This window comes from Helicobacter pylori oki112 (genome assembly GCF_000600085.1).
Lineage (GTDB): Bacteria > Campylobacterota > Campylobacteria > Campylobacterales > Helicobacteraceae > Helicobacter > Helicobacter pylori_CY.
This window is the reverse complement of the sequence record NZ_CP006821.1, coordinates 617,439-638,135: the sequence shown is the minus strand read 5'-3', so window position 1 is coordinate 638,135 and position 20,697 is coordinate 617,439. Positions and strand designations below refer to the sequence as shown.

Sequence of the window (20,697 nt, the reverse complement as noted above, 5' to 3'; positions counted from 1 at the left end):
TTATTGCTTGAGTGTGGCTGTCGTTTTGAAACGATTTTCTCGCACCACTTGCACGCCCACTTCGCCCACATACTGAGCGCTCTCTTCTATCTTTTTAGCGATCTTTCTGGCAATAATAGGCACTTGATTGTCCCTAACTTGGTTGGATTTGACAATCACTCTTAATTCTCGCCCGCTCTCCATCGCATACGCCTTTTCCACCCCATCAAATTCTAGCGCGATCTCTTCTAAAGCTTGCATGCGTTTAGCGTATTCTTCATCGCTCTTTCTCCTAGCCCCAGGACGCCCTGCTGAAAGCGCATCAGCCGCGCACACGCTCGCGCACTCCACGCTCAAAATCTCTTCATGCCCATGGTGGGCATAAATCGCATTGATCACAACCGGATCTTCTTTATGGCGCTTGCACACCTCAACGCCTAAATTCACATGGTCTCTCCCAAGCTCTTGGGTGAGCGCTTTACCAATATCATGCAAAATACCGGCTCTTCTGGCGAGCTTTTTATCCCCCCCAAGCTGTTCTGCAATCAGGCCGGCTAAAAGAGCGACTTCTTTAGAATGCTGTAAGGCATTTTGCCCAAAACTGGAGCGGTAACGCATTTTGCCTATTAAAATTTTAAGCTCATCTTCCATAGCCCCAAGCTCCAATTCTAACACCACGCTCTCCCCTTCAGAAAGCAATTCTCTTTCCATGTTGTGCGCGACTCTATGATAAATCTCTTCAATCCTGTTAGGCTGGATACGGCCGTCTTCTATTAAAATTTTAAGCGTCTCGCTCGCTACTTCACGCCGATAAAGATTGAAACTAGACAAACACAATTCGCTGCTATCTTCGCTAAATTCTATATCCACCCCGCTGACCTTTTTAAACGCTTCAATGTTTTTCCCGTCTTTGCCTATCACACGACCGATATAATCTGAGCAAGGCAAAGCGATGCGAGTTGTTAAATTCTCTGTTGCATAATTACCCGCAAAACGGGCTGTCGCTTCCGCTAAAATAGCATACGATTTTTTCTTGCCCTCTTCTTTGGCTTCTTTTTCATAACGCCTGATTAACGCGCTTTTTTGGGCTTCTAATTCTTCTTCTAATTGCTCTAAAATCATGCTTTTAATTTCATCTTTAGTGTAAGCCATGTAATTGAGCATCGCATCTAGTGCTTTGGCTTGAGCTTCTTTACAAACAGCGTGCTGTTTTTTGAAATTTTCCCTCTCTTGTTCTAAAATTTGGCGTTCTTTTTCAAGCTCTTTTTTTTCCTTTTCCAAATAGCGTTTTTCATCTCTTACAAATTCTTTGTGCTGCGCTTCTAAATGCTTCAAATGCACTTCTTTTTTATCAAAATGGGTTTGGAGTTGCAAGTTCTTGTTTTCATATTGCTGTTGCAATTTGCATTCTTGGCTTTTCATGCGCATCTCTTCAGCTTCCACAAAAGATTTCGCTTGAAACTCCATTAATTTGGCTTTAGCTGAAGCGCTTTTTAAAGTGGCTTGCCCTCTAGCATAATAGATCTTTTTCATCACATAATACATGACTAGAGCGGTAATCAAACACGCTACTAAGACTTCTAATGAAATGTAAATTAACCCGTTGCTCATAATGTTTCCTTCTATTATTCTTCATAACGATACGAGCATTCATATAAAGATCCGCTTCAATGTCATAGGCGTCTGTAAGAACACCATTAGCTAGCGCTAACTCCCTACTCACAAACACGATTAAGGGGCGTTTTAGTCGCCTTTTGAATAATTGGGGCAAACTCCTATCATACATGCCTAGCCCAAAACCCACGCGCCTAAAGCTTGTATCCATTCCTAAAATCGGCACGACAATACAATCTAATTCCCGCTTATAATAGCACGACAAACTCGGCTCATCAAACCACCCCAAACGCTTTAAGGGCAACCTAAAGGGTGCGATAGTAAAACCCTCTTTAGAAAAATGAGTGCCTTTTTTGATGCTTTTAGGCAACCACACGCGCTTATTTTTTTGTCTTAACTTCAAAATCAAAGGCCTAATGTCAAGCTCATGCCCTAACGGGCTATACAATAAAATATTTTGATAATCTTTGAGTTTCCAAAACAAAAGCTTGCAAGCCAATTTATCCCTGACTGCTTTATCTTTGGTTGGTTTAGCCCTTTTCAAGCGTTCTTTACAAAAATCTCTAAAAATCGTTTTAATGGTTATAATCCTTAAATTTTAGACTTACATTATAGTATAATTTTAGGTTATTAGTTACCATTTTATTATTCTTAAGGATGTGTTTATAATGAGAATTAAGGCTTATTTTTTGCGTTTTATCGCGCTGGTTTTTATCGTTTTGTTGGGTTTTAGTGCTTGTAAAAATTCTCAAAAATCTCAAGATTCTCAAAACAATACCCCACAAGAAAATAGCCCTAAAACCTACACCGCTATGGATTTGAATAACCAAGAATACACGATTACAGGCGATTTAGATTCTCTCAATATCAGCCCGGATTCCAACACCCCTACTCTATTAGTTTTAAGCGCTTTAGACGATTTTTTAAAAGATTACGCCCCCAGCTTTAACATCTTAAAAAAAACTTTTAAAGATCGTTTGAGGGTGCTTATTTTACTCAATCAACCCTATTCAAGCGATGAAATCAAAGACTTTAGCGCACATTTTCAAGCTGATTTTATAATTTTAAACCCTAAAGATACCGCTCTTTTTGATCATTTAAAGCATGACTCTTTAAACCATTCTTTTAACATGCTCTTATATTACAAACACCAATTGATCAAAATGTATCAAGGGATCGTGCCAATAGAAATGCTCCAATTTGATATTTCCAATTTAAAGGATTAAAAAACCATGTTTAATTTTTTCAAAAAAATTGTCAATAAAATTAAGGGTGAAGAGATTAAAGAAGAGGCTAAAGAGAAAAAGCGCCAAAGCGTTCCTAAAGAGGAATTAGAAGAAATTTTGATTGGCTTTGACATCCAATACGATTTGATAGAGAGCTTGTTAAAGCATTTAGGCGATTTAATTACGCCCAAGCAACTAGAGGTCGCTTTGTTGCGTTTTGTGCGTGGGGAAAGCTATTATGATAAAACCCGCCTAAAGACCATCACCACAAAACCCTTAGTGCATTTGATCGTGGGGGTTAATGGGGCGGGTAAAACCACAACGATCGCTAAATTAGCCAAGCTTTCTTTAAAACAGCATAAAAAAGCGCTTTTAGGAGCAGGCGATACCTTTAGAGCGGCTGCAGTCAAACAGCTCCAATTGTGGGGTGAAAAGCTTAACATTCAAGTCATTAGCGCCAAAGAAGGGAGCGATCCAAGCTCTTTAGCTTATAACACCATAGAAAGCGCGATCGCTAAAAATATAGATGAAGTTTTTATAGACACCGCCGGGAGGCTGCACAATCAGACCAACCTTAAAAACGAGCTTTCTAAAATCGCGCGCACCTGCTCTAAAGTTTTAAAAGACGCCCCCTTTTATAAATTCCTTATTTTAGACGGCACGCAAGGGAGTTCTGGGCTCACGCAAGCCAAAATTTTCCATGAGACTTTGGCGCTAGATGGCGTGATTATGACTAAGCTTGATGGCACTTCTAAAGGCGGAGCGATTTTAAGCGTGCTGTATGAGTTGAAATTACCCATTCTTTATTTAGGAATGGGCGAAAAAGAAGACGATTTGATCGCTTTTGATGAAGAACGCTTTATAGCAGACTTGGTTGATGCGGTGTTTGTGGAACAATAAATTAAAAATTATTGATTAAGAATAACCCTAAAACTTATATCCATATGGTTTGTCTCTTGCAAAGCGTTACAAACCTCTGCGTTTTTGGTATAAAACTCCTTCAGCGGAATATGGGAATAAATCTTTTTGTGCACTTCATCAATCCTGCAAATTAACGGGCGCGATTCATAAATCTTGCACAGATTGGTTTCTAAATCCAAAAACTTGCACACCCCATTGCCCGCATCAAACCCAATAAGCTCAATAATCCCAGCGATATTTTTACAGCAAAGCCCACAAGAGGTGCAAGGGAAACGATTAAGAGTTGTTCGCTTTTTTGATTCTTCCATGCTCGCTTCTTTTACCCTCTCTTTCACACCCTCTTTTCCTCTTTTAAAGCCTTATAGCTTTAAGAAGTCTTATCGTCTCTTAGATCTTCAAGTTGCACTTGCCTAAATCTAATACCACGCAAGCTATAATTCCCATTTTCTAAGCTATCCGTCTGATCTCGCATGAGATTGAGCGCGTTTTTTGCTTTTTCAGTGAGCTTTTGGTGTTGTTTGTCCATGATAGAGACTTTCAAAAAAGCGCTCAAAGTCATAAGAGTTGAATAAGTAGTAGCTATCTGATCATTTTCTTTTTGATTGTAATGTGAAACATCATAGTTGTGCTTTTTCATCGTGGCGATGGCGTCTTGAGAAAGCGAGAAAAACAGTGCGTCAAATTTTGTGATCTGCCTAGTGAAAAGATCTACCACTTTCCTAACGGCTTGAAGATTATCAACTATTACATCTACTTTTTTGGCGAATGCTTTAACTTGAGAGTGGTAAGCTTTGGCATCGTCTCGCTTTTTTTCCATTTTAGAAGCACTCAAAGCCCCCAAGATAGCGATCACGGGTGCAGCACCAACCCCTCCAATCAACGCCATACTCCCAGCAGCCAACCCACCTCCCAAAGAAATCGCCCCACCACTCATCCAAGCAAGAGCGCCACCAATATGAGACAGCACCGTGCCACCAGCCGCCGCACTTATACCAGTGTATGCACCATAAGTGGCAAGAACTCCAACCGCAACGCCCACGCCACCCAAACTAGCAAGATCCGACAAACCCATCTCTTTACACTTATTGACAACACTTATCGCCTCTGAGACTTGCTCTTGAATGTTTTGCATACCCATATTGTTGATGACAAACTCATGACCCTTCAATTGGTGGAAATGATCCAAAAAGTTTGGAACGCTATGGCTTAAAACATGGAGTTTTTTCTCGCCAAACCTTGCAAAAGCATTCTTGCAACCAGACTCCGCAGACTCAGCCCTCTTCTTTATTGTCTTCTAGCCGTTCCTCTGCTTTTTTGAGTAGGTCTTTGGTTTTGTCGTTGGCACCCTTTGCATCAATCCCTTTTTTAACTCCGTATCCTGCTACCGCTAGGGCTAACCCTCCTAAAATGAATGGTAATGGCATATTTTATCCTTTATGTGTTTATGATATTTCTTAAAGCTTCTAGATTTTCATCAATGCTTTTTTGAAGCTCAGCACGCATGGTTTTCTTTTGTTCTCTTGATAAATCGCTTGCATCAATAAGATCTTCATGGCGGTAGATAAGGCTGAGCGTTTGACCAATATCAATAATTTCTTCAATAACGCCATCTTCAATCCCATGCGTTCTAGCGGCTTGTGCGAATTTCTCACGATCTCTTTGACTGAAAGAACCACCACTTTCTAACGACTTCAGCACTTTGGTTAAGATCACACTTTGACCCATATCTTTTTGTTCTTCCATGATTTCTCCTTTAAATTTCTATTTTTCCACCATTATTCATGAGTTCCAAAAATTCTTGGGTATTATTAAACAAGGGCTTTTGACCTAGTCTTTCTTGAATCTTATTATTGACTCCTATGGCCAAATCTGCATCTCCTGCATAAAGCACCCTCTCAAGATTATTAAAATTCTCATTAAAGAATTTTACATTCCCATGAAAATATTGCTTAAACACTTCCTTAAATTGATTGCGATAGATCTCTAACAGCCTAATACTTTCACAGCATTCTTTTTCAATCTCTATACGCCTTTGGCGTGCCAATTTAGCCTCTTTTAGAGCATCTCGCAAATTTTCACAGAGAGTTTTACTCAGTAATGCACCCACAAAATTTCCAATTATCGCTCCAACTCCAGGAATAGGGATGAATGTTTGACCAACAACTGCCATAGCTTTTGTGCCTAAAATTTTCGTGCCAGTGTGTAACAAACGACAAGAAAGCTCATCATCATCGATCTTTTGAGAACCATAGTCAACGAATATCTTATAACATTCTATGCCAGTTTTTTCTAAGTGCATCACACCTTCTAAGTCTCCATCAAAACTTTGGATTGTTTCGTTTGGACTATTTGAAACCATGTCTTTAAGAAAGGCTACTCTACCATAGCTAAGCACCACATCCTTTGCATCCTTCATGGCTTGATCGAACGCTTCTTTGGAATCCTTGCCATTTCCAACATGTTCATATAAATTCATCAATAATAATTAAATTCATCAATAATAATGGTGCAAATTTTATAAGCATTTTGCTCTCTGTAATATCCACCCCTGCTTCATGAGAGCTTTGTAACGAAATATTTTGCATGTTTTCTAACATGAATTACCCTCTCTTTAGCGGTGTTAATAGGTGAGATTTAAAAAAAGCGAGAAATTTGGGGGATTCTAAAAGGTTTAGGGTAGGCTTATAAGTAACCCCCCCCCCCCAAAAAAAGCCGGAAATAAAAAAGCTAAGGATAAAAAACGCTAGGACTTTTTCCATAAAGACACTCCTTATTGTTCAATCCTAGCCACTATAACCAAAAATCCTAAGCAAACCGCCTTATTTTTAATAAAAAGGTTTAAAATAATAAATATTTTCCTTACCCCCCTGTGTAGTAAAACGCCCTTGTGGGAGTTTCGCTGTTTTTATCATTCCACATGTTTTTTTCTGGTTTATTGATGACAGATTGCTTTAAAAGCCTTTTCATCATTTTTGTATCTTTATTTATGATCGCTTCTTTAGCGTCTATGGCGTCTTGATAGTATAAACATGGGCAAATCTTGCCATCAGAAGCCAAACGGATACGATTGCAAGATTGGCAAAAGTCATCGCTATGCGGAGCGATAATGCCAAATTGATAGCCATTTTCTAGCGTGTAGATTTTAGAAGACCCTTGTTTAGGTTTTTCCATGCCCATAATCTTATATTTTTGAGCGATCAAATCTAAAATTTCTTCCTCTTTCAAGCCTTTAACCAAACTTTTAGCATGCGTATTTTCCATAAATTCAATGTAGCGGATTTGTATACTTCTATTTTTTGCGTATTCCAAAAGCTCTAAGATTTCATCATCATTAACGCTTTTCATCACAACCGTGTTTAATTTGAGTTTTAAACCCGCTTTCAAGGACTCTTCAATCCCTTCTAGCGTATTTTTAAGAGCGTCTTTTTGAGAGATTTTTAAAACCCTATCGCTTTTTAAAGAATCTAATGAAACATTCACCCGTGATAACCCAGCATTTTTTAAATCCTTAGCCATTTTTTTGAGTAAAAAACCATTAGTGCTTAAAACTAACGCTACTTCCTTATTGTAAGCGTGCAGTTTAGCGATAAATTCGTCTAAACCCTTGCGTAATAGCGGCTCCCCACCCGTGATTCTAATTTTTTTAACGCCCTCATCAATAGCGATTTTAAGAAATTCTAAAACATTATCCAAAGGCAATAATTCTTCATCATCAAAAAAATTTAATGGCGTAGCAGGCATGCAATACTGACACCTGAAATTGCATTGCTTGGTTACAGACACCCTAATATAATCAATAACCCTATTAAAACTATCTACTAACACTCCCTTTTCCCTTATGCCCTTTATTTAAGCTTTTAGTGTAACATAATAAACAATGACTTAACAATACTAAACATGGATAGATCTTTTGAAAAACCCTATCATTGATAACATTCCTTGCGTTTTATTAGCTGGGGGCAAAAGCTCTCGTTTTATCATTAATAACATTCAAATCAATAAGGCTCTCATGCCTTTAAAATCGTATTCTAGCCTTTTAGAATACCAATACTCGCGCCTTTTAAAACTTTTCAAACAAGTCATTATCAGCGCTAAAAAATCTTACGAATTAAACGCTCCCTATCTTTTAGAAAAAGAGAGTGGCCTTTTTTCACCCCTTTTTGGCATTCATAACGCTTTTTTAACGCTGCAAACCCCTTATATTTTTTTTATCCCTATAGATACGCCTTTAGTGTCCTTTGAGAGCATCAAGGCTCTTTGTGGGATTAAAAATTTTAGCGTAGTCTATGCTAAAAGCCCTACAAAAGAGCATTATTTGATTTCTCTGTGGCATCAAAATACCCTTAACGCTCTTTTTTACGCTCTTAAAACACAAAATTATCGCCTTAGCGATCTTGTGAAAAATACCTCTTCTGTCGCTATCAGTTTTAATCAAGAAGAAGAATTTTTAAACCTCAACACCCTAAAAGACTATGAATTAGCCGTTCAAATTTTAAAAGAGAGGGCCAATGGCTGAAGAAGAAAAGACCGAACTCCCTAGCACGAAAAAAATCCAAAAAGCCAGAGAAGAAGGCAATGTGCCTAAAAGCATGGAAGTGGTGGGGTTTTTAGGGTTATTGGCCGGGCTAATGAGTATTTTTGTTTTTTTCATATGGTGGGTGGATGGCTTTAGCGAGATGTATCGCCATGTGTTGAAAGATTTTTCCCTAGATTTTAGTAAAGAAAGCGTTCAAGAGCTGTTTAACCAACTAGCTAAAGACACTTTTTTATTGCTTTTACCGATTTTAATCATTTTAATGGTGGTGGCGTTTTTATCCAATGTCTTGCAATTTGGCTGGCTCTTTGCCCCTAAAGTCATTGAGCCTAAATTTTCTAAAATCAACCCTATCAATGGCGTCAAAAACCTTTTTTCTTTAAAAAAGCTCCTTGATGGGAGTTTGATCACTTTAAAAGTTTTTTTAGCTTTTTTTCTGGGGTTTTTCATCTTTTCCTTGTTTTTAGGGGAATTAAACCATGCGGCTCTTTTGAATTTGCAAGGCCAGTTGTTGTGGTTTAAAAGCAAGGCGTTATTACTCATTTCTTCGCTTTTATTTTTATTTTTTGTCTTGGCTTTTGTGGATTTAGTGATCAAACGCCGCCAATACACCAACTCTTTAAAAATGACTAAACAAGAAGTTAAAGACGAATACAAACAGCAAGAAGGGAACCCAGAAATCAAAGCCAAAATCCGCCAAATGATGGTAAAAAACGCCACGAATAAAATGATGCAAGAAATCCCTAAAGCCAATGTCGTGGTTACTAACCCTACCCATTACGCCGTCGCTCTTCAATTTGATGAAGAACACCCTGTGCCTGTGGTGGTGGCTAAAGGCATGGATTATTTAGCCATTAGGATTAAGGGTATCGCTAGAGAGCATGACATAGAAATTATAGAAAATAAAACGCTCGCTAGAGAGCTTTATAGAGATGTGAAATTAAACGCTACCATACCAGAAGAATTGTTTGAAGCCGTGGCGATAGTCTTTGCTCAAGTGGCTAAATTAGAGCAAGAACGCCAGAAACAAAAGATCATTAAACCTCTTTAAGATTTTTTAAACCCGCTTTTAAGCCCCAAAAAGACACTCAATCAAGGACACTCAATCAAAAGGCTTTAGCTATCCCTACTTGAGCTTTAAATTTGATGCTCCAAGCGCCTTAAATTGTTATGCACATATTCTAAAAGCCACCCTAACAAGCCTAAAAAATAAAAACCCAATCGCATGCCATAGTATTCTTTAGTTTGAATGAACATGCTAGAGCATAGCACCACCACGCTAAGCCCCACGATCAAAATGAGCGTGTTAGCGTATTCATACAACCCAAAAAGGCGTTTGTGGTAGATTAAAACCAGTATCAATAAAATAAGAGCGAGTATAAAAAGGGAAAAATCCACGCAATCAGACACGCTTAAAAATCTAAAACTCTGTAAAGAAGAAGCAAAAATCCACACGATGCAAATATTCATAGAGGGCAAGAAAGATTGCTTCATGCTAGCCCCTAAAAAACGCCACAATAAAGTCGCTAACAGCGCAAAATAGAAAATATAAAGCGCTATTAAAGAATGTTTAACCGGAAAATTCCAAGCGTAGAAAGAAAGGCATAATATCCCTACGCAAGCGCATTTTTGGCGCGTGAGGGTGAAAGGCTTTAGAATAAGCACAAGCAGATAAATTAAAGAAACGCCTATTAACCCCAAGTAATCTAATTTGACAATGAAATCATAAACATGGTTTTCAAACAAAAAAAACAATTGCGAAAAATCATCGCTGAAATGCGAAAGCAACAAAGTTTCCGCATTGAACAAAAACAACAAAAAAAACAATGAAGAAAAAACGACTTTATGCGTGTATATTTTTTGATAAAAATTCATCTACAACCTAATCATTGCCTAATCATTCTTGCTGAAGAAACTATCAATGCCATCAGCAATGCCCTTAGCCAAGATCTTTTGATACGGTTTGCTTTGGATGCGTTTAGATTCTATCGCATGGGAATTATAACCAATTTCTATTAAAATTGAAGGCATTAAAGCCCCGGCTAATACCCAAAAAGGCCCCTCTCTCACGCCCCCATCCACCACATCAGGGTAATTTTTGCGGATACTTTGGAGCATGCCGTATTGCACGTCAATCGCTAATTTGTTAGAGACAATCAATCGCTGCGTGTTCAATGAATTTAAAAGCAAACTTTTAGAAAAATAATCCATCAAATTCACATCGTCTTTATTTTCTTGCTCAGCCACTTTCCTAGCCCTTTCGCTCCTTGCGGTGGATAAAAAATAAGTTTCTATGCCATGAGCGTTAGAGGTGGAGCGTTTAGGGATGGAATTGGCATGCACTGAGATGAATAAATCCGCGCTTTTTTTATTGGCTAATTCCGTGCGGGCCACTAAATCAATATAAATGTCCTTATCCCTTGTCAATAAAACGCTATAGCCTCTTTTTTTAAGCTCTTTATGCAAAAACTTCACCACTTCTAAAACAATGTCTTTTTCACACACTAAATTCGCGCTCATCGCCCCGCAATCTTTCCCCCCATGCCCGGCGTCTAAAACGATCTTTTTGTGTTTTTTGCGCTTGGTTTTGATGGAAGCATCATTTTTTTCTGTTATAAGAACTTGGTTCTTACCCTCATTTTCTGCTTCTTTTTTAGGAATTTCTTTTTTAGGAATTTCTTTTTTAGGAATTTCTTTTTTAGGAATTTCTTTTTTAGCGCTCCTTTCGTTCAATGGAGAATGCGCATGTTTTGAGCGCGCATGCTTAGTTGGCGTTTTCTCTTTAATCTCTTTAGCCTCTTTTTTAATAGATTTAGGGGCAGGTTTAGGTGTGGGGTGTTTTAGTGCATGGTGCTTGGGTGGTTTTGGCGCCATTTGATGCCTGGTTAAGGGCTTTTTCTCCACGATAGAAACATAGAGCTTGTCTTTAAGGATTTTAACTTCATAAGTCATCTTAGGGGCATGGCTAATGACCACTCGCACTAATTTAGGGCTAAATTGCGCGATCGTGATGGACGATTGTTTAGAAAATTGGTAATGCTTTTTAGGAATGGTTAAAATGGCTTCTAATTCCAAATAACTCTTGAAATTTTTGAGCGAAACTTCTTTGAGTTTTTTAATTTCTTGATTGAATGAGATTTTAACACTGCTAGAGCCAAAAGGCACAATGTTGGTAATTTTAAGGGTTGTCGCATAAGCAAAATGCAACCAAAAAAGACATGCAACAACCCCTAACCTCACAAGCACTACAAATTAACCCTCTGTAAGCTCTTTAATCAATTCATGCACGCTGATAATCTTATCCACTCTATAGCCATTAGCCCCGGTAAAATAAAGCCCCTCTTCTCTGTTTCCTAAATAACTGCGCCCCAAGCCATCAGCGATACAATAGCCCACCTTTTTAGCCTCTTCGCCCCTGTTACAAGGCGCTACACAATTGCTCACGCATGCGATTTTGGGCGCGTTACCCTCTTCAATGCGCTTGATCACCCCCGTATTGATAGCCCTAGCCGGATAGCCTACAGGCGATTTAATGAGTAAAATATCTTCTTTGTTGAGCGTGGGCAAAAGATCGGCATACACTTTAGCGTCGCATTCTTTCGTGCCTAAAAAACGAGTCGCCATTTGCACCCCACTCGCTCCAAGACTTAGCATGGTGTCTATATCCTTCCTATCCCAAATCCCCCCAGCAGCGATGATAGGGATATTCCCCCATTCTTTAGAAGCCTCCACAACTTTAGGCACTAAGTTTTCTAATCGGAATTCTTCTTTGAAACAATCTTCGTATTTAAAGCCCTGATGCCCCCCACTCAAAGGCCCTTCCACAATAAACGCGTCCGGGATTCTTTTATACCGATCGCTCCACCTTTTACAAAGGATTTTTAAAGCCTTCGCTGAAGAAATAATAGGGATGAGCGCCACATCGCTAAAATCCTTAGCGAATTCAGGCATGTTGGTGGGCAAACCAGCCCCTGTAATAATGATATTCGCTCCCGCTTCACAAGAGTCCCTTAAAACACGACCATAGTCATTGATAGCGTATAAAATATTCGCTCCTAAAGGGTTGTTCCCGCAAATTTTCCTAGCGTTTGCAAAAATCTCATTCAACGCTTTTTTGGAATAAAAATTCAAGGCTTCAAAGGGTTTTTTAGCCACAATCCTTTCTACAAAACGCATGTTTTTATAATAACCAGTCCCTACGGCTGAAATCACTCCTAAAGCCCCTTCTTTGGCAACATTTCCAGCTAGTTCATCCCAGCTAATCCCCACACCCATTCCCCCTTGAAAGATAGGGAATTTTATGGTGTGCTTACCGATTTTTAGCGGTTTGAGTGTTGATACCATAGCTCTTTCCTTAATATTAGTTAATATTTAATTTCATAAATCTTTTCTTACCAAGCTGTATAACATAATTTCCTTTAACAAAACGATAACTCTCATTTTTTATCACTTCTTGATTAATCTTTACCCCTCCCCCTTGAATATCGCGCCTGGCTTGTGAAGTGGATGGGCAAAAGCCAATCTGTTTTAAAACATCTAAAACCCCAACCCCCTCATCAAAATCGCTTTCTGATAAAATTTCGGGCAAAAGGTTTGCGCTAAACACTTTAGAAAATTGCTCTTTAGCCTTGAATGCTTGATCATTGTCGTAATAACGAGCCACGATTTCACCAGCGAGATCCTCTTTAACGGCTTTAGGGTGCAAGGTTTGGTTTAAAATACCATGTTTTAAGTCTTCAATTTCTTCTAAAGTCTTAGCGCTCAAAAGGGTGTAATAGCGCCACATGAGATCATCGCTCACGCTCATGATCTTCCCAAACATCGCATTAGGCTCTTCAGTGATCCCCACATAATTCCCCAAGCTTTTACTCATTTTTTGCACCCCATCAAGCCCCTCTAACAAAGGCATGGTAATGACAGACTGCTCTTTATTCAAGCCATAAGCCCGTTGCAAAAAACGCCCCACCAGCAAATTAAACTTTTGATCATTGCCCCCAAGCTCAATATCCGCATCCATCGCCACTGAATCATAGCCCTGCAACAAAGGGTATAAAAATTCCACGATACTAATGGGGCGGTTTTCTTTATAGCGTTTAGCAAAATCGTCCCTTTCTAGCATTCTAGCGACTGAAAACTTCGCGCACAATTCTATCATGCCCTTTGCACCTAAAGCATCCAACCAAGTGGAATTAAAGCACACTTCGGTGTGTTTTTGATCTAAAATTTTATAGATTTGCTCTTCATAAGTTTTAGCGTTTTCTAAGACTTGCTCCCGGTTTAAGGGCTTTCTGGTTTCATTTTTACCCGTAGGATCGCCTATCATAGCGGTAAAATCCCCAATCAAAAACTTAACCCTAGCCCCATATTGTTGCAATAAAGCCAGTTTTTGGATCAATACCGTATGCCCTAAATGCAAATCGGGAGCGGTAGGATCAAACCCGGCTTTAACGATAAAGCGTTCATTGGTTTCGTAATATTTTCTCACCAACTTTTCAATATATTCTAATCCAATGATTTCATTAGCGCCTCTTTTGATCTCTTTTAAGGCGATACTGACTTTTTGTTCCATGTTTATTCCTTAATTAGGGCTTATTATGATTCATAAGCATCATCCAGACTGGATAATTCTACAATCCTATCTTGATATTTGCGATTGATTAAGGCTCTGATCCAATCCGCCTTATCCGTAGCTATTTCAAAACTCACTTCGCAATGGCTAGAATACTTGTCTTTATAGCCTAAGTAAGACACGCCCACAATATTGCATTCATTCCTGTTTAAAAAAGTCAATAAACTCGCTAAAACCGACTTTTTTTCGCCTAAATAAAACATCATTTTATAAATCGTTCGATCCCGCTTGTGCCATTCTATATAAACCATCGGCACTTTAGCATCCACTTCCGCCATCGCTTTTTTGCAAAATTTATGGTGCGCGATCGCCTTTGGATCTTTTAAATCCGTTACAATCGCAATGATTTCATCGCCATATTTAGGATAACAACAATCATTCAACAACACCTGTTTGATTTCTAAAGCGTTGCTTGAACAAACGCTAAAATGTTCTAATTCCTTACACTGCCACTGCCGGTTTGGGGTTAAAAAATTCAAAACGCTGGTTTTAAAACCCAAATACCTTAAACCTCGAGTCCATAAACTCATCTCTTGGTATTCTAAAATCGCATCTTCTTTTAAAGAAAACACCTTATTTTCAATTTCTTCAGTGAGTTTGGCTAAATTTTCAAAGCTTTTCATCGCTTCTGTTAAGGTGGTTTCCACCCCACAATCTATCAATTTTTCTTCAAAGTTTTTATAATCTTTCAAACCCACATCTTCAAAAACAGAGCGCCCAAAAAAAGTCGCTAAGATATTGATCATGCTCTTAGTGTCAATTTCTTTCAAGCGGTTTCTTCTTTGGATGCGCAAATGGTTTTTAGCCTTAGAAGTTTTAAGCTGATCCATCCAAATGAAACGAGGTATTACTTTATCGCCTTTAACGATTTTAACCACATCCCCACTCCTTAATTCTTGATTGAGTAAGGCTTTTTTACTATTGATATAAGCGTCCGTGGCTTTATCGCCTAAATCGCTATGCACCATGTAAGCAAAATCTAAAGCAATCGCTCCCACCGGTAAGGTGTAAGTGTCCCCATGGGGCGAAAAAACGACAATATCTTCACGATACAAATCGTTCTTAGCGAGTTCGTAAAATTCCTTAGGGTCGTTTTTCAAATCGCTGTCATGGTATTTAAAATTTTGCAACCACCTCATGCCCTCATGATGATCGTCATTATCCACGCCCCCAGCTTTATACTTCCAGTGGGCTGAATTACCATACTCCGCCCCCATATGCATATCAAAGGTGCGAATCTGCACCTCATAAACAGAAGATTCATCAAAAATGGTCGTGTGTATCGTCTTATAACCATTTTCTTTGGGTAAAGCGATGTAATCTTTAAAACGAGAAACAATGGGTTTGAAATTTAAATGGATGATCCCTAAAACCTTATAGCAATCAATCGGGTTTTTCAATAAAATCCTAATGGCCAACAAGTCCAAAATTTCATCAATATTAACCGCGCCCTTTCGTTGCATCTTAAGATGGATAGAATAAGGGCGTTTCACCCTTGTAACGAGTTTAAAATCAGAATGGCTAAACCCGCTATCAAAAAGTTTTTTTTCTAACTTGCTTGCAAAAGCGTTGAGTTTTAAGAGTAAAGACTGCTTGTTTTTTTGCAAATATTCCTTGATATTTTTATACTCTTCTGGATAAATATAATAAAAGCTCTTATCTTCTAATTCATTTTTAATTGAAGACATGCCCAATCGGCTCGCTATGGGGGCATACACCGCTAGAGTTTCTTTAGAAATACGCACTTGCTTGTCATGGGGCAAGGCGTCTAAGGTGAGCATGTTGTGCAACCTGTCGCTAATCTTTACCACTAAGGCTCTTGGATCTTGTATCGCGCTAATTAGGATCTTTCTAAAAGTGAGTGCTGAAACCACCATTCTGGGATCTTGAGCGCTCACTCCTAATTCTTCTTTCCTGATTTCAGTGATTTTAGTGAGCGCATCCACTAAATTAGCCACATCTTGCCCAAATTCTTGCTCAATCGTTTCAATTTTACAGGGCGTGTCTTCTACCACATCATGCAAAAGTGCCGCGCACACCATCGCCTCATCGCCCCCACAAAACGCTACCAAGCTTGCCACACAAATAGGATGGACAATATAAGGCTCGCCGCTTTTTCTATACTGCCCCTTATGGCTTTTGGCCGCTAAATTTAGGGCGTTTTCAATTTTAGGCGTGAAATCAATTAAAGTCCTTAAGATTTCAATGCCACCCTTTGGGGTCGTAACTTTTTTAATAACATCCAAAATCCGTAAGAATCCGATATCAACGGATTTATCAATTTCGTTCATCTATCCTGTCTATATCAATTTTCCCTTCAGCGATTTCTCTAATGGCAATATCCACTAATTTATGACGCTTAGGGTCCATATTCACTAAAGTTTTGGCTCCGGCGTTTAATTGCTTCACACGAGCGAAAACTAAATTATCTAGCATGTAGCGGTCGTTCCCAATATTTTTTAAGGCTTGAGCGACTAAACTCTCTGTTCTCTCTTTTTTCAAATTGATCCTTTTATTTTGAACTCTATCCAATTTTAAAGGGCTTATTTTACCATAGAAAACACGCCTTGTTGGTTCTTGATCACTTGCAATAAATTCCCTTTTTTGAACATGTTACACACCACAATGGGGAGTTTATTGTCTTTAGCTAAAGAAATAGCGGTATCGTCCATCACTTCAATATCCCCTATCAAGGCATCGTTATAACTTAAAGTGTCTAATTTTTTAGCGTCTTTAAACTTGTTAGGGTCTTTGTCATAAATGCCATCCACTTTAGTCGCTTTAATGATTAAATCCGATCCAATTTCAATCGCTCTTAAAGTGGCAGCCGTATCCGTAGTGAAAAACGGGTTTCCCGTGCCTGCGCCAAAAATCACCACCCTACCCTTTTCTAAATGCCTGATCGCTTTTCTGTAAATGTAACTTTCACAAATTTCTTTGATTTCAATCGCACTCTGCACCCTTGTGTCTAAGCCGATATGCTCTAAAGCTTCTTGCATCGCTACCGCATTAATCACGGTGGCTAACATGCCCATATAATCCCCACTAGTGCGCCTGATAATCCCCCCTTGAGCCGCGCTAACCCCCCTAATGATATTGCCTCCACCAATCACAATACCCACTTCAATATCGTTTTCCACTAAACTTTTAATCTCTTTAGCGATGTGATCTAGCACATGAATGTCAATCCCAAACTGGTTGTCCCCAGCCAACGCTTCCCCAGAAAATTTCACCAAAACCCGCTTGTTTTTTATCTTTGCTTGCATGATCCCTTCTTAATTAATAAAATTTTAATAAAACTTGTGATTGTAACCTAATCTTGCTTAAAAACACCCTTTCTAAATTTTAAGCCTACATTCTCAGCGAATCACTAAAAACGCTTGGGTTTTTGAATGCGTTTGAATAACAATTCACGATAGAACGCTTTTAAGCCTGATTGTTCCTTTTTGCCTAAAGTGTAGTAAATTTTTTGCAAGTAGTTTAAAATATCTTGGCGTTTCAAGTTGGTTTTTAAAGCGGCTTCTTTAAGGATGTAGTAAGGGATTTTTGTTTTTTGATGTTTGAAAGCTAAAGACAAGCACTTATAAAAATCCTTGTTTTGGTAATAACATAAACGCCCAAAAACAAACGGTAAGCGTTTTTTTTCATACCACAGAGCGGCTAAATCTATAAAATCTTTTTTGGGGTTGGAATAATAAAACTGCAGCGCTTTATTGCCGATTAAAACTTCGCCCTTTAACCCTAGCGCTTGAGAGAGGGCGTTTGAAGAAGCGCTTTCTTTATCAAAAGCGTTTTTTGTATCCACAACCAGCACACTTAAAACTTCCTTATAAGCGACAATGCCTAGAGAATGGGAATGAAGAGCGAATGAATGGCCGGCGATAGAAGAAATAAACCCCGCATCAATACGCCTGAACAAAAAACTTTGATTGAGTTTGGAGGGGTAGGTTTTTTTAAGCCGTAAAAATTGTTTGAAATAACAAGGGGTGGGGTAGGATTTGATAAACACATCAAAAGGGAGCATGTTCAAATAATCAATTTTACCAAAACGCACTTAAAATCCTTTTTTGTATCGCATGGTAGCTAAAGTTTCTTACAACTTAACTAAAAGTAAAAAGAGTTTTGTTATCATGGGGCAAATGATTAGGGCATTAGCCAATAATGCTATTTAAAAAGGAGAAATGATGAAAGATTTTTTAGAAGATTACAAAAAAAGCGTTTCAGAAAGAGAAAGTGAGGGTATTCCGCCGCTCCCTTTAAGCGCTAAACAAGTTCAAGCCGTCGTTGAGATTTTAACAAAAGATCCCACAAACGCCGCTTTCGCTAAAGAATTACTCATTCACAGAGTGAGCCCTGGGGTTGATGAGGGGGCGAAAGTGAAAGCGGAATTTTTAGCCCAATTGTCTCAAAAAAAACTAGAATGCGCACACATTAGCGCTTTAGAAGCGACCACTCTTTTAGGCACGATGCTTGGGGGGTATAATGTAGAGCCTTTGATTATGGGCTTAGAAAGTCAAGACAAAAACATCGCTAAAGAGAGTGCGAAAGCTTTAAAAACCACTCTTTTAGTCTATGGATCGTTTGATAAAATCGCTACAATGAGTAAAACCAACGCTCTGGCTAAAGAGGTATTAGAATCTTGGGCGAACGCTGAATGGTTTTTGAATAAAGAGCCTTTGAATGAATGCATTGAAGCGTGCGTGTTTAAGATTGATGGCGAAACCAATACTGATGATTTAAGCCCAGCGAGCGATGCTTTCACACGAAGCGATATTCCTTTACACGCCAAAGCGATGCTCAAAAACAGGATTGAAAATTACGAACAACGCATCAAAGCCATTAAAGCTAAAGGCGTTCCTGTAGCGTATGTGGGCGATGTGGTCGGCACAGGAAGCTCTAGAAAAAGCGCGACTAACTCTATCATGTGGCATTTTGGTAAGGACATTCCTTTTGTGCCTAATAAAAGGAGTGGGGGCATTGTGATTGGGGGGGTGATCGCTCCGATTTTCTTTGCGACTTGTGAAGATAGCGGGGCGTTACCCATTGTGGCTGATGTTAAGGATTTAAAAGAGGGTGATTTGATTAAAATCTATCCTTATAAAGGCGAAATCACGCTGAACGATAAAGTGGTCAGTACCTTCAAACTAGAGCCTGAAACTTTGTTAGATGAAGTCAGGGCTTCTGGGCGTATCCCTTTAATCATTGGCAGGGGTTTGACGAATAAAGCGCGTAAATTTTTAGGGCTAGGCGAATCGGAAGCGTTTAAAAAGCCATCCGCTCCTAAAAGCGACGCCAAAGGCTACACTTTAGCCCAAAAAATTGTAGGCCATGCTTGTGGGGTAAAAGGGATCTTACCTGGTGCTTATTGTGAGCCAAAGGTTACCACCGTGGGCAGTCAAGACACCACAGGGGCGATGACTAGAGATGAGGTTAAAGAATTAGCGAGTTTGAAGTTTGATGCGCCTTTTGTGTTGCAGAGTTTTTGCCATACCGCCGCTTACCCAAAGCCTAGCGATGTGAGTTTGCATGCGAGCTTGCCTAGCTTTATCACCCAAAGAGGGGGCGTGGCGTTGCATCCGGGCGATGGCGTGATCCATACATGGCTGAATCGCATGGGATTGCCTGACACTTTAGGCACAGGGGGGGATAGCCACACTCGTTTCCCTTTAGGCATTAGTTTCCCGGCAGGGAGCGGGTTAGTCGCTTTTGCAGCGGTTACAGGCACGATGCCATTAAACATGCCAGAATCCGTATTAGTGCGTTTTAAAGGGGAAATGAATCCTGGGATCACCTTAAGGGATTTAGTGAATGCGATCCCTTATTATGCGATCAAAAAAGGGTTACTCACGGTGGAGAAAAAGGGTAAAATCAATGTCTTTAACGGGCGTATTTTAGAGATTGAAGGCTTGCCTGATATTAAAATGGAGCAGGCTTTTGAATTAAGCGATGCGAGCGCAGAAAGGAGTGCGGCAGCTTGCGTGGTGCGTTTGAATAAAGAGCCGATGATTGAATACTTGAAATCCAATATCAAGCTCATTGATGAGATGATTGCGAGCGGTTATGAAGATAAAGAGACTTTGAAAAAACGCCGAGATGCGATGCAAGCTTGGGTGGATAATCCGGTATTGTTAGAGCCAGATAGTAACGCTCAATACGCCGCTGTCATTGAAATTGATGTGGCAGAAATCACGGAGCCTATTTTGGCATGCCCTAATGACCCTGATGATGTCGCTACTTTGAGCGAAGTTTTAGCGGATACGACCGGCAAAAGACCGCACGCTATTGATGAAGTGTTTATTGGCTCTTGCATGACGAATATTGGGCATTTTAGAGCCTTTGGCGAAATCGTTAAAAACGCTCCTCCCAGTCAAGCACGCCTTTGGGTAGTGCCACCCAGTAAAATGGACGAACAAGAGCTTATTAATGAGGGCTATTATGCGATTTTTGGAGCTGCCGGGGCAAGGACTGAAGTCCCAGGCTGTAGCTTGTGCATGGGCAATCAAGCGAGGGTTAGGGATAATGCGGTCGTCTTTTCCACTTCCACGCGCAATTTTGATAATCGTATGGGTAGAGGGGCTAAAGTGTATTTAGGCAGTGCGGAGCTTGGGGCGGCGTGCGCTTTACTAGGGCGAATCCCCACTAAAGAAGAATACATGAATTTAGTGAGCGAAAAACTAGAGAGCCAAAAAGACAAGATCTATCGCTACATGAACTTTAACTTAATGGAGAATTTCAGGCTCTAGTTTTGTTTTCATTAAAAGGGGCGATCCTTTTTATTTAATTATGGCTGAATG

At 39.5% G+C, this 20,697-nt stretch carries 20 protein-coding genes and 1 pseudogene; 5 read left to right on the top strand and 16 right to left on the bottom strand.

The genetic code is table 11. The features are described 5' to 3' along the window. Both rny and HPOKI112_RS03110 read right to left on the bottom strand, forming a co-directional pair. Complete coding sequence (rny, locus tag HPOKI112_RS03115) at positions 1-1,512, bottom strand: ribonuclease Y (protein ID WP_025309747.1); 1,512 nt, start codon at positions 1,510-1,512, stop codon at positions 1-3. Next, positions 1,490-2,164, bottom strand: coding sequence for a 5-formyltetrahydrofolate cyclo-ligase (locus HPOKI112_RS03110; protein ID WP_080276194.1), 675 nt, complete (start codon positions 2,162-2,164; stop codon positions 1,490-1,492). Before HPOKI112_RS03110 ends, rny begins: the two co-directional genes overlap by 23 nt. 97 nt (positions 2,165-2,261) lie before the next feature. Between HPOKI112_RS03110 and HPOKI112_RS03105 the strand changes: the two genes are divergently transcribed. Together HPOKI112_RS03105 and ftsY are read left to right on the top strand one after the other, a co-directional pair. Then, the gene (locus HPOKI112_RS03105; RefSeq protein WP_025309746.1) at positions 2,262-2,819 is read left to right on the top strand and encodes a hypothetical protein; all 558 of its coding nucleotides are present in this window, start codon (positions 2,262-2,264) and stop codon (positions 2,817-2,819) included. Between the two features lie 6 nt (positions 2,820-2,825). Next, positions 2,826-3,719, top strand: a complete 894-nt coding sequence (gene ftsY / locus HPOKI112_RS03100; RefSeq protein WP_025309745.1) for a signal recognition particle-docking protein FtsY — start codon at positions 2,826-2,828, stop codon at positions 3,717-3,719. Positions 3,720-3,727: 8 nt separating this feature from the next. On the opposite strand, the gene HPOKI112_RS03095 is transcribed toward ftsY, so the two are convergent. The 6 genes and pseudogenes from HPOKI112_RS03095 to moaA form a co-directional block, all read right to left on the bottom strand. After that, positions 3,728-4,048 (bottom strand): YkgJ family cysteine cluster protein, encoded by a 321-nt coding sequence (locus tag HPOKI112_RS03095; RefSeq protein WP_025276830.1) that lies wholly within the window; start codon positions 4,046-4,048, stop codon positions 3,728-3,730. A gap of 59 nt (positions 4,049-4,107) precedes the next feature. Continuing rightward, a pseudogene (locus tag HPOKI112_RS03090) lies at positions 4,108-5,164 on the bottom strand (glycine zipper family protein). Positions 5,165-5,174: 10 nt separating this feature from the next. Continuing rightward, positions 5,175-5,483 (bottom strand): hypothetical protein, encoded by a 309-nt coding sequence (locus tag HPOKI112_RS03085; RefSeq protein WP_025275867.1) that lies wholly within the window; start codon positions 5,481-5,483, stop codon positions 5,175-5,177. A 10-nt stretch (positions 5,484-5,493) separates the two neighbouring features. Next, positions 5,494-6,216, bottom strand: a complete 723-nt coding sequence (locus tag HPOKI112_RS03080) for a hypothetical protein (protein ID WP_229763328.1) — start codon at positions 6,214-6,216, stop codon at positions 5,494-5,496. After that, positions 6,203-6,337 (bottom strand): hypothetical protein, encoded by a 135-nt coding sequence (locus HPOKI112_RS08560; protein WP_267864687.1) that lies wholly within the window; start codon positions 6,335-6,337, stop codon positions 6,203-6,205. Before HPOKI112_RS08560 ends, HPOKI112_RS03080 begins: the two co-directional genes overlap by 14 nt. Before the next feature lie 262 nt (positions 6,338-6,599). After that, complete coding sequence (moaA, locus tag HPOKI112_RS03075) at positions 6,600-7,565, bottom strand: GTP 3',8-cyclase MoaA (RefSeq protein ID WP_038416811.1); 966 nt, start codon at positions 7,563-7,565, stop codon at positions 6,600-6,602. A gap of 85 nt (positions 7,566-7,650) precedes the next feature. Here moaA and mobA point away from each other — a divergent pair, with 85 nt between their 5' ends. Continuing rightward, a complete protein-coding gene (gene mobA, locus HPOKI112_RS03070) occupies positions 7,651-8,256 on the top strand; it encodes a molybdenum cofactor guanylyltransferase MobA (RefSeq protein WP_025309744.1) in 606 nt (201 codons plus the stop codon). Next, positions 8,249-9,325: a flagellar biosynthesis protein FlhB gene (gene flhB, locus HPOKI112_RS03065; RefSeq protein ID WP_025309743.1), complete on the top strand. Its 1,077-nt coding sequence runs from the start codon at positions 8,249-8,251 to the stop codon at positions 9,323-9,325. The genes mobA and flhB overlap by 8 nt, the downstream gene beginning before the upstream one ends. Before the next feature lie 86 nt (positions 9,326-9,411). On the opposite strand, the gene HPOKI112_RS03060 is transcribed toward flhB, so the two are convergent. The 8 genes from HPOKI112_RS03060 to HPOKI112_RS03025 form a co-directional block, all read right to left on the bottom strand. After that, on the bottom strand, positions 9,412-10,149 hold the full coding sequence (locus HPOKI112_RS03060) for a hypothetical protein (protein ID WP_025309742.1): 738 nt from the start codon (positions 10,147-10,149) through the stop codon (positions 9,412-9,414). 18 nt (positions 10,150-10,167) lie between these two features. Beyond that, positions 10,168-11,520 (bottom strand): N-acetylmuramoyl-L-alanine amidase family protein, encoded by a 1,353-nt coding sequence (locus HPOKI112_RS03055; protein WP_025309741.1) that lies wholly within the window; start codon positions 11,518-11,520, stop codon positions 10,168-10,170. A gap of 6 nt (positions 11,521-11,526) precedes the next feature. Next, positions 11,527-12,618, bottom strand: coding sequence for a decanoate oxidase/trans-2-decenoyl-[acyl-carrier protein] isomerase FabX (gene fabX / locus HPOKI112_RS03050; RefSeq protein WP_000255245.1), 1,092 nt, complete (start codon positions 12,616-12,618; stop codon positions 11,527-11,529). A 16-nt stretch (positions 12,619-12,634) separates the two neighbouring features. Then, positions 12,635-13,843 carry a tyrosine--tRNA ligase gene (gene tyrS, locus HPOKI112_RS03045; protein WP_025275861.1) on the bottom strand — a complete coding sequence of 403 codons (1,209 nt, stop codon included), beginning with the start codon at positions 13,841-13,843 and terminating at the stop codon, positions 12,635-12,637. A gap of 23 nt (positions 13,844-13,866) precedes the next feature. Continuing rightward, entirely contained in the window at positions 13,867-16,194 is a 2,328-nt protein-coding gene (locus tag HPOKI112_RS03040) for a RelA/SpoT family protein (protein WP_025309740.1), read from the bottom strand. Beyond that, the gene (locus tag HPOKI112_RS03035; protein ID WP_000712202.1) at positions 16,181-16,405 is read right to left on the bottom strand and encodes a DNA-directed RNA polymerase subunit omega; all 225 of its coding nucleotides are present in this window, start codon (positions 16,403-16,405) and stop codon (positions 16,181-16,183) included. The genes HPOKI112_RS03040 and HPOKI112_RS03035 overlap by 14 nt, the downstream gene beginning before the upstream one ends. Positions 16,406-16,446: 41 nt before the next feature. Next, positions 16,447-17,169 (bottom strand): UMP kinase, encoded by a 723-nt coding sequence (pyrH, locus tag HPOKI112_RS03030; RefSeq protein ID WP_025309739.1) that lies wholly within the window; start codon positions 17,167-17,169, stop codon positions 16,447-16,449. Positions 17,170-17,273: 104 nt separating this feature from the next. Further along, positions 17,274-17,957: a menaquinone biosynthetic enzyme MqnA/MqnD family protein gene (locus HPOKI112_RS03025; protein ID WP_025275859.1), complete on the bottom strand. Its 684-nt coding sequence runs from the start codon at positions 17,955-17,957 to the stop codon at positions 17,274-17,276. A gap of 130 nt (positions 17,958-18,087) precedes the next feature. Here HPOKI112_RS03025 and acnB point away from each other — a divergent pair, with 130 nt between their 5' ends. Next, positions 18,088-20,646, top strand: a complete 2,559-nt coding sequence (gene acnB / locus HPOKI112_RS03020) for a bifunctional aconitate hydratase 2/2-methylisocitrate dehydratase (protein WP_025309738.1) — start codon at positions 18,088-18,090, stop codon at positions 20,644-20,646. Positions 20,647-20,697 lie beyond the last annotated feature (51 nt).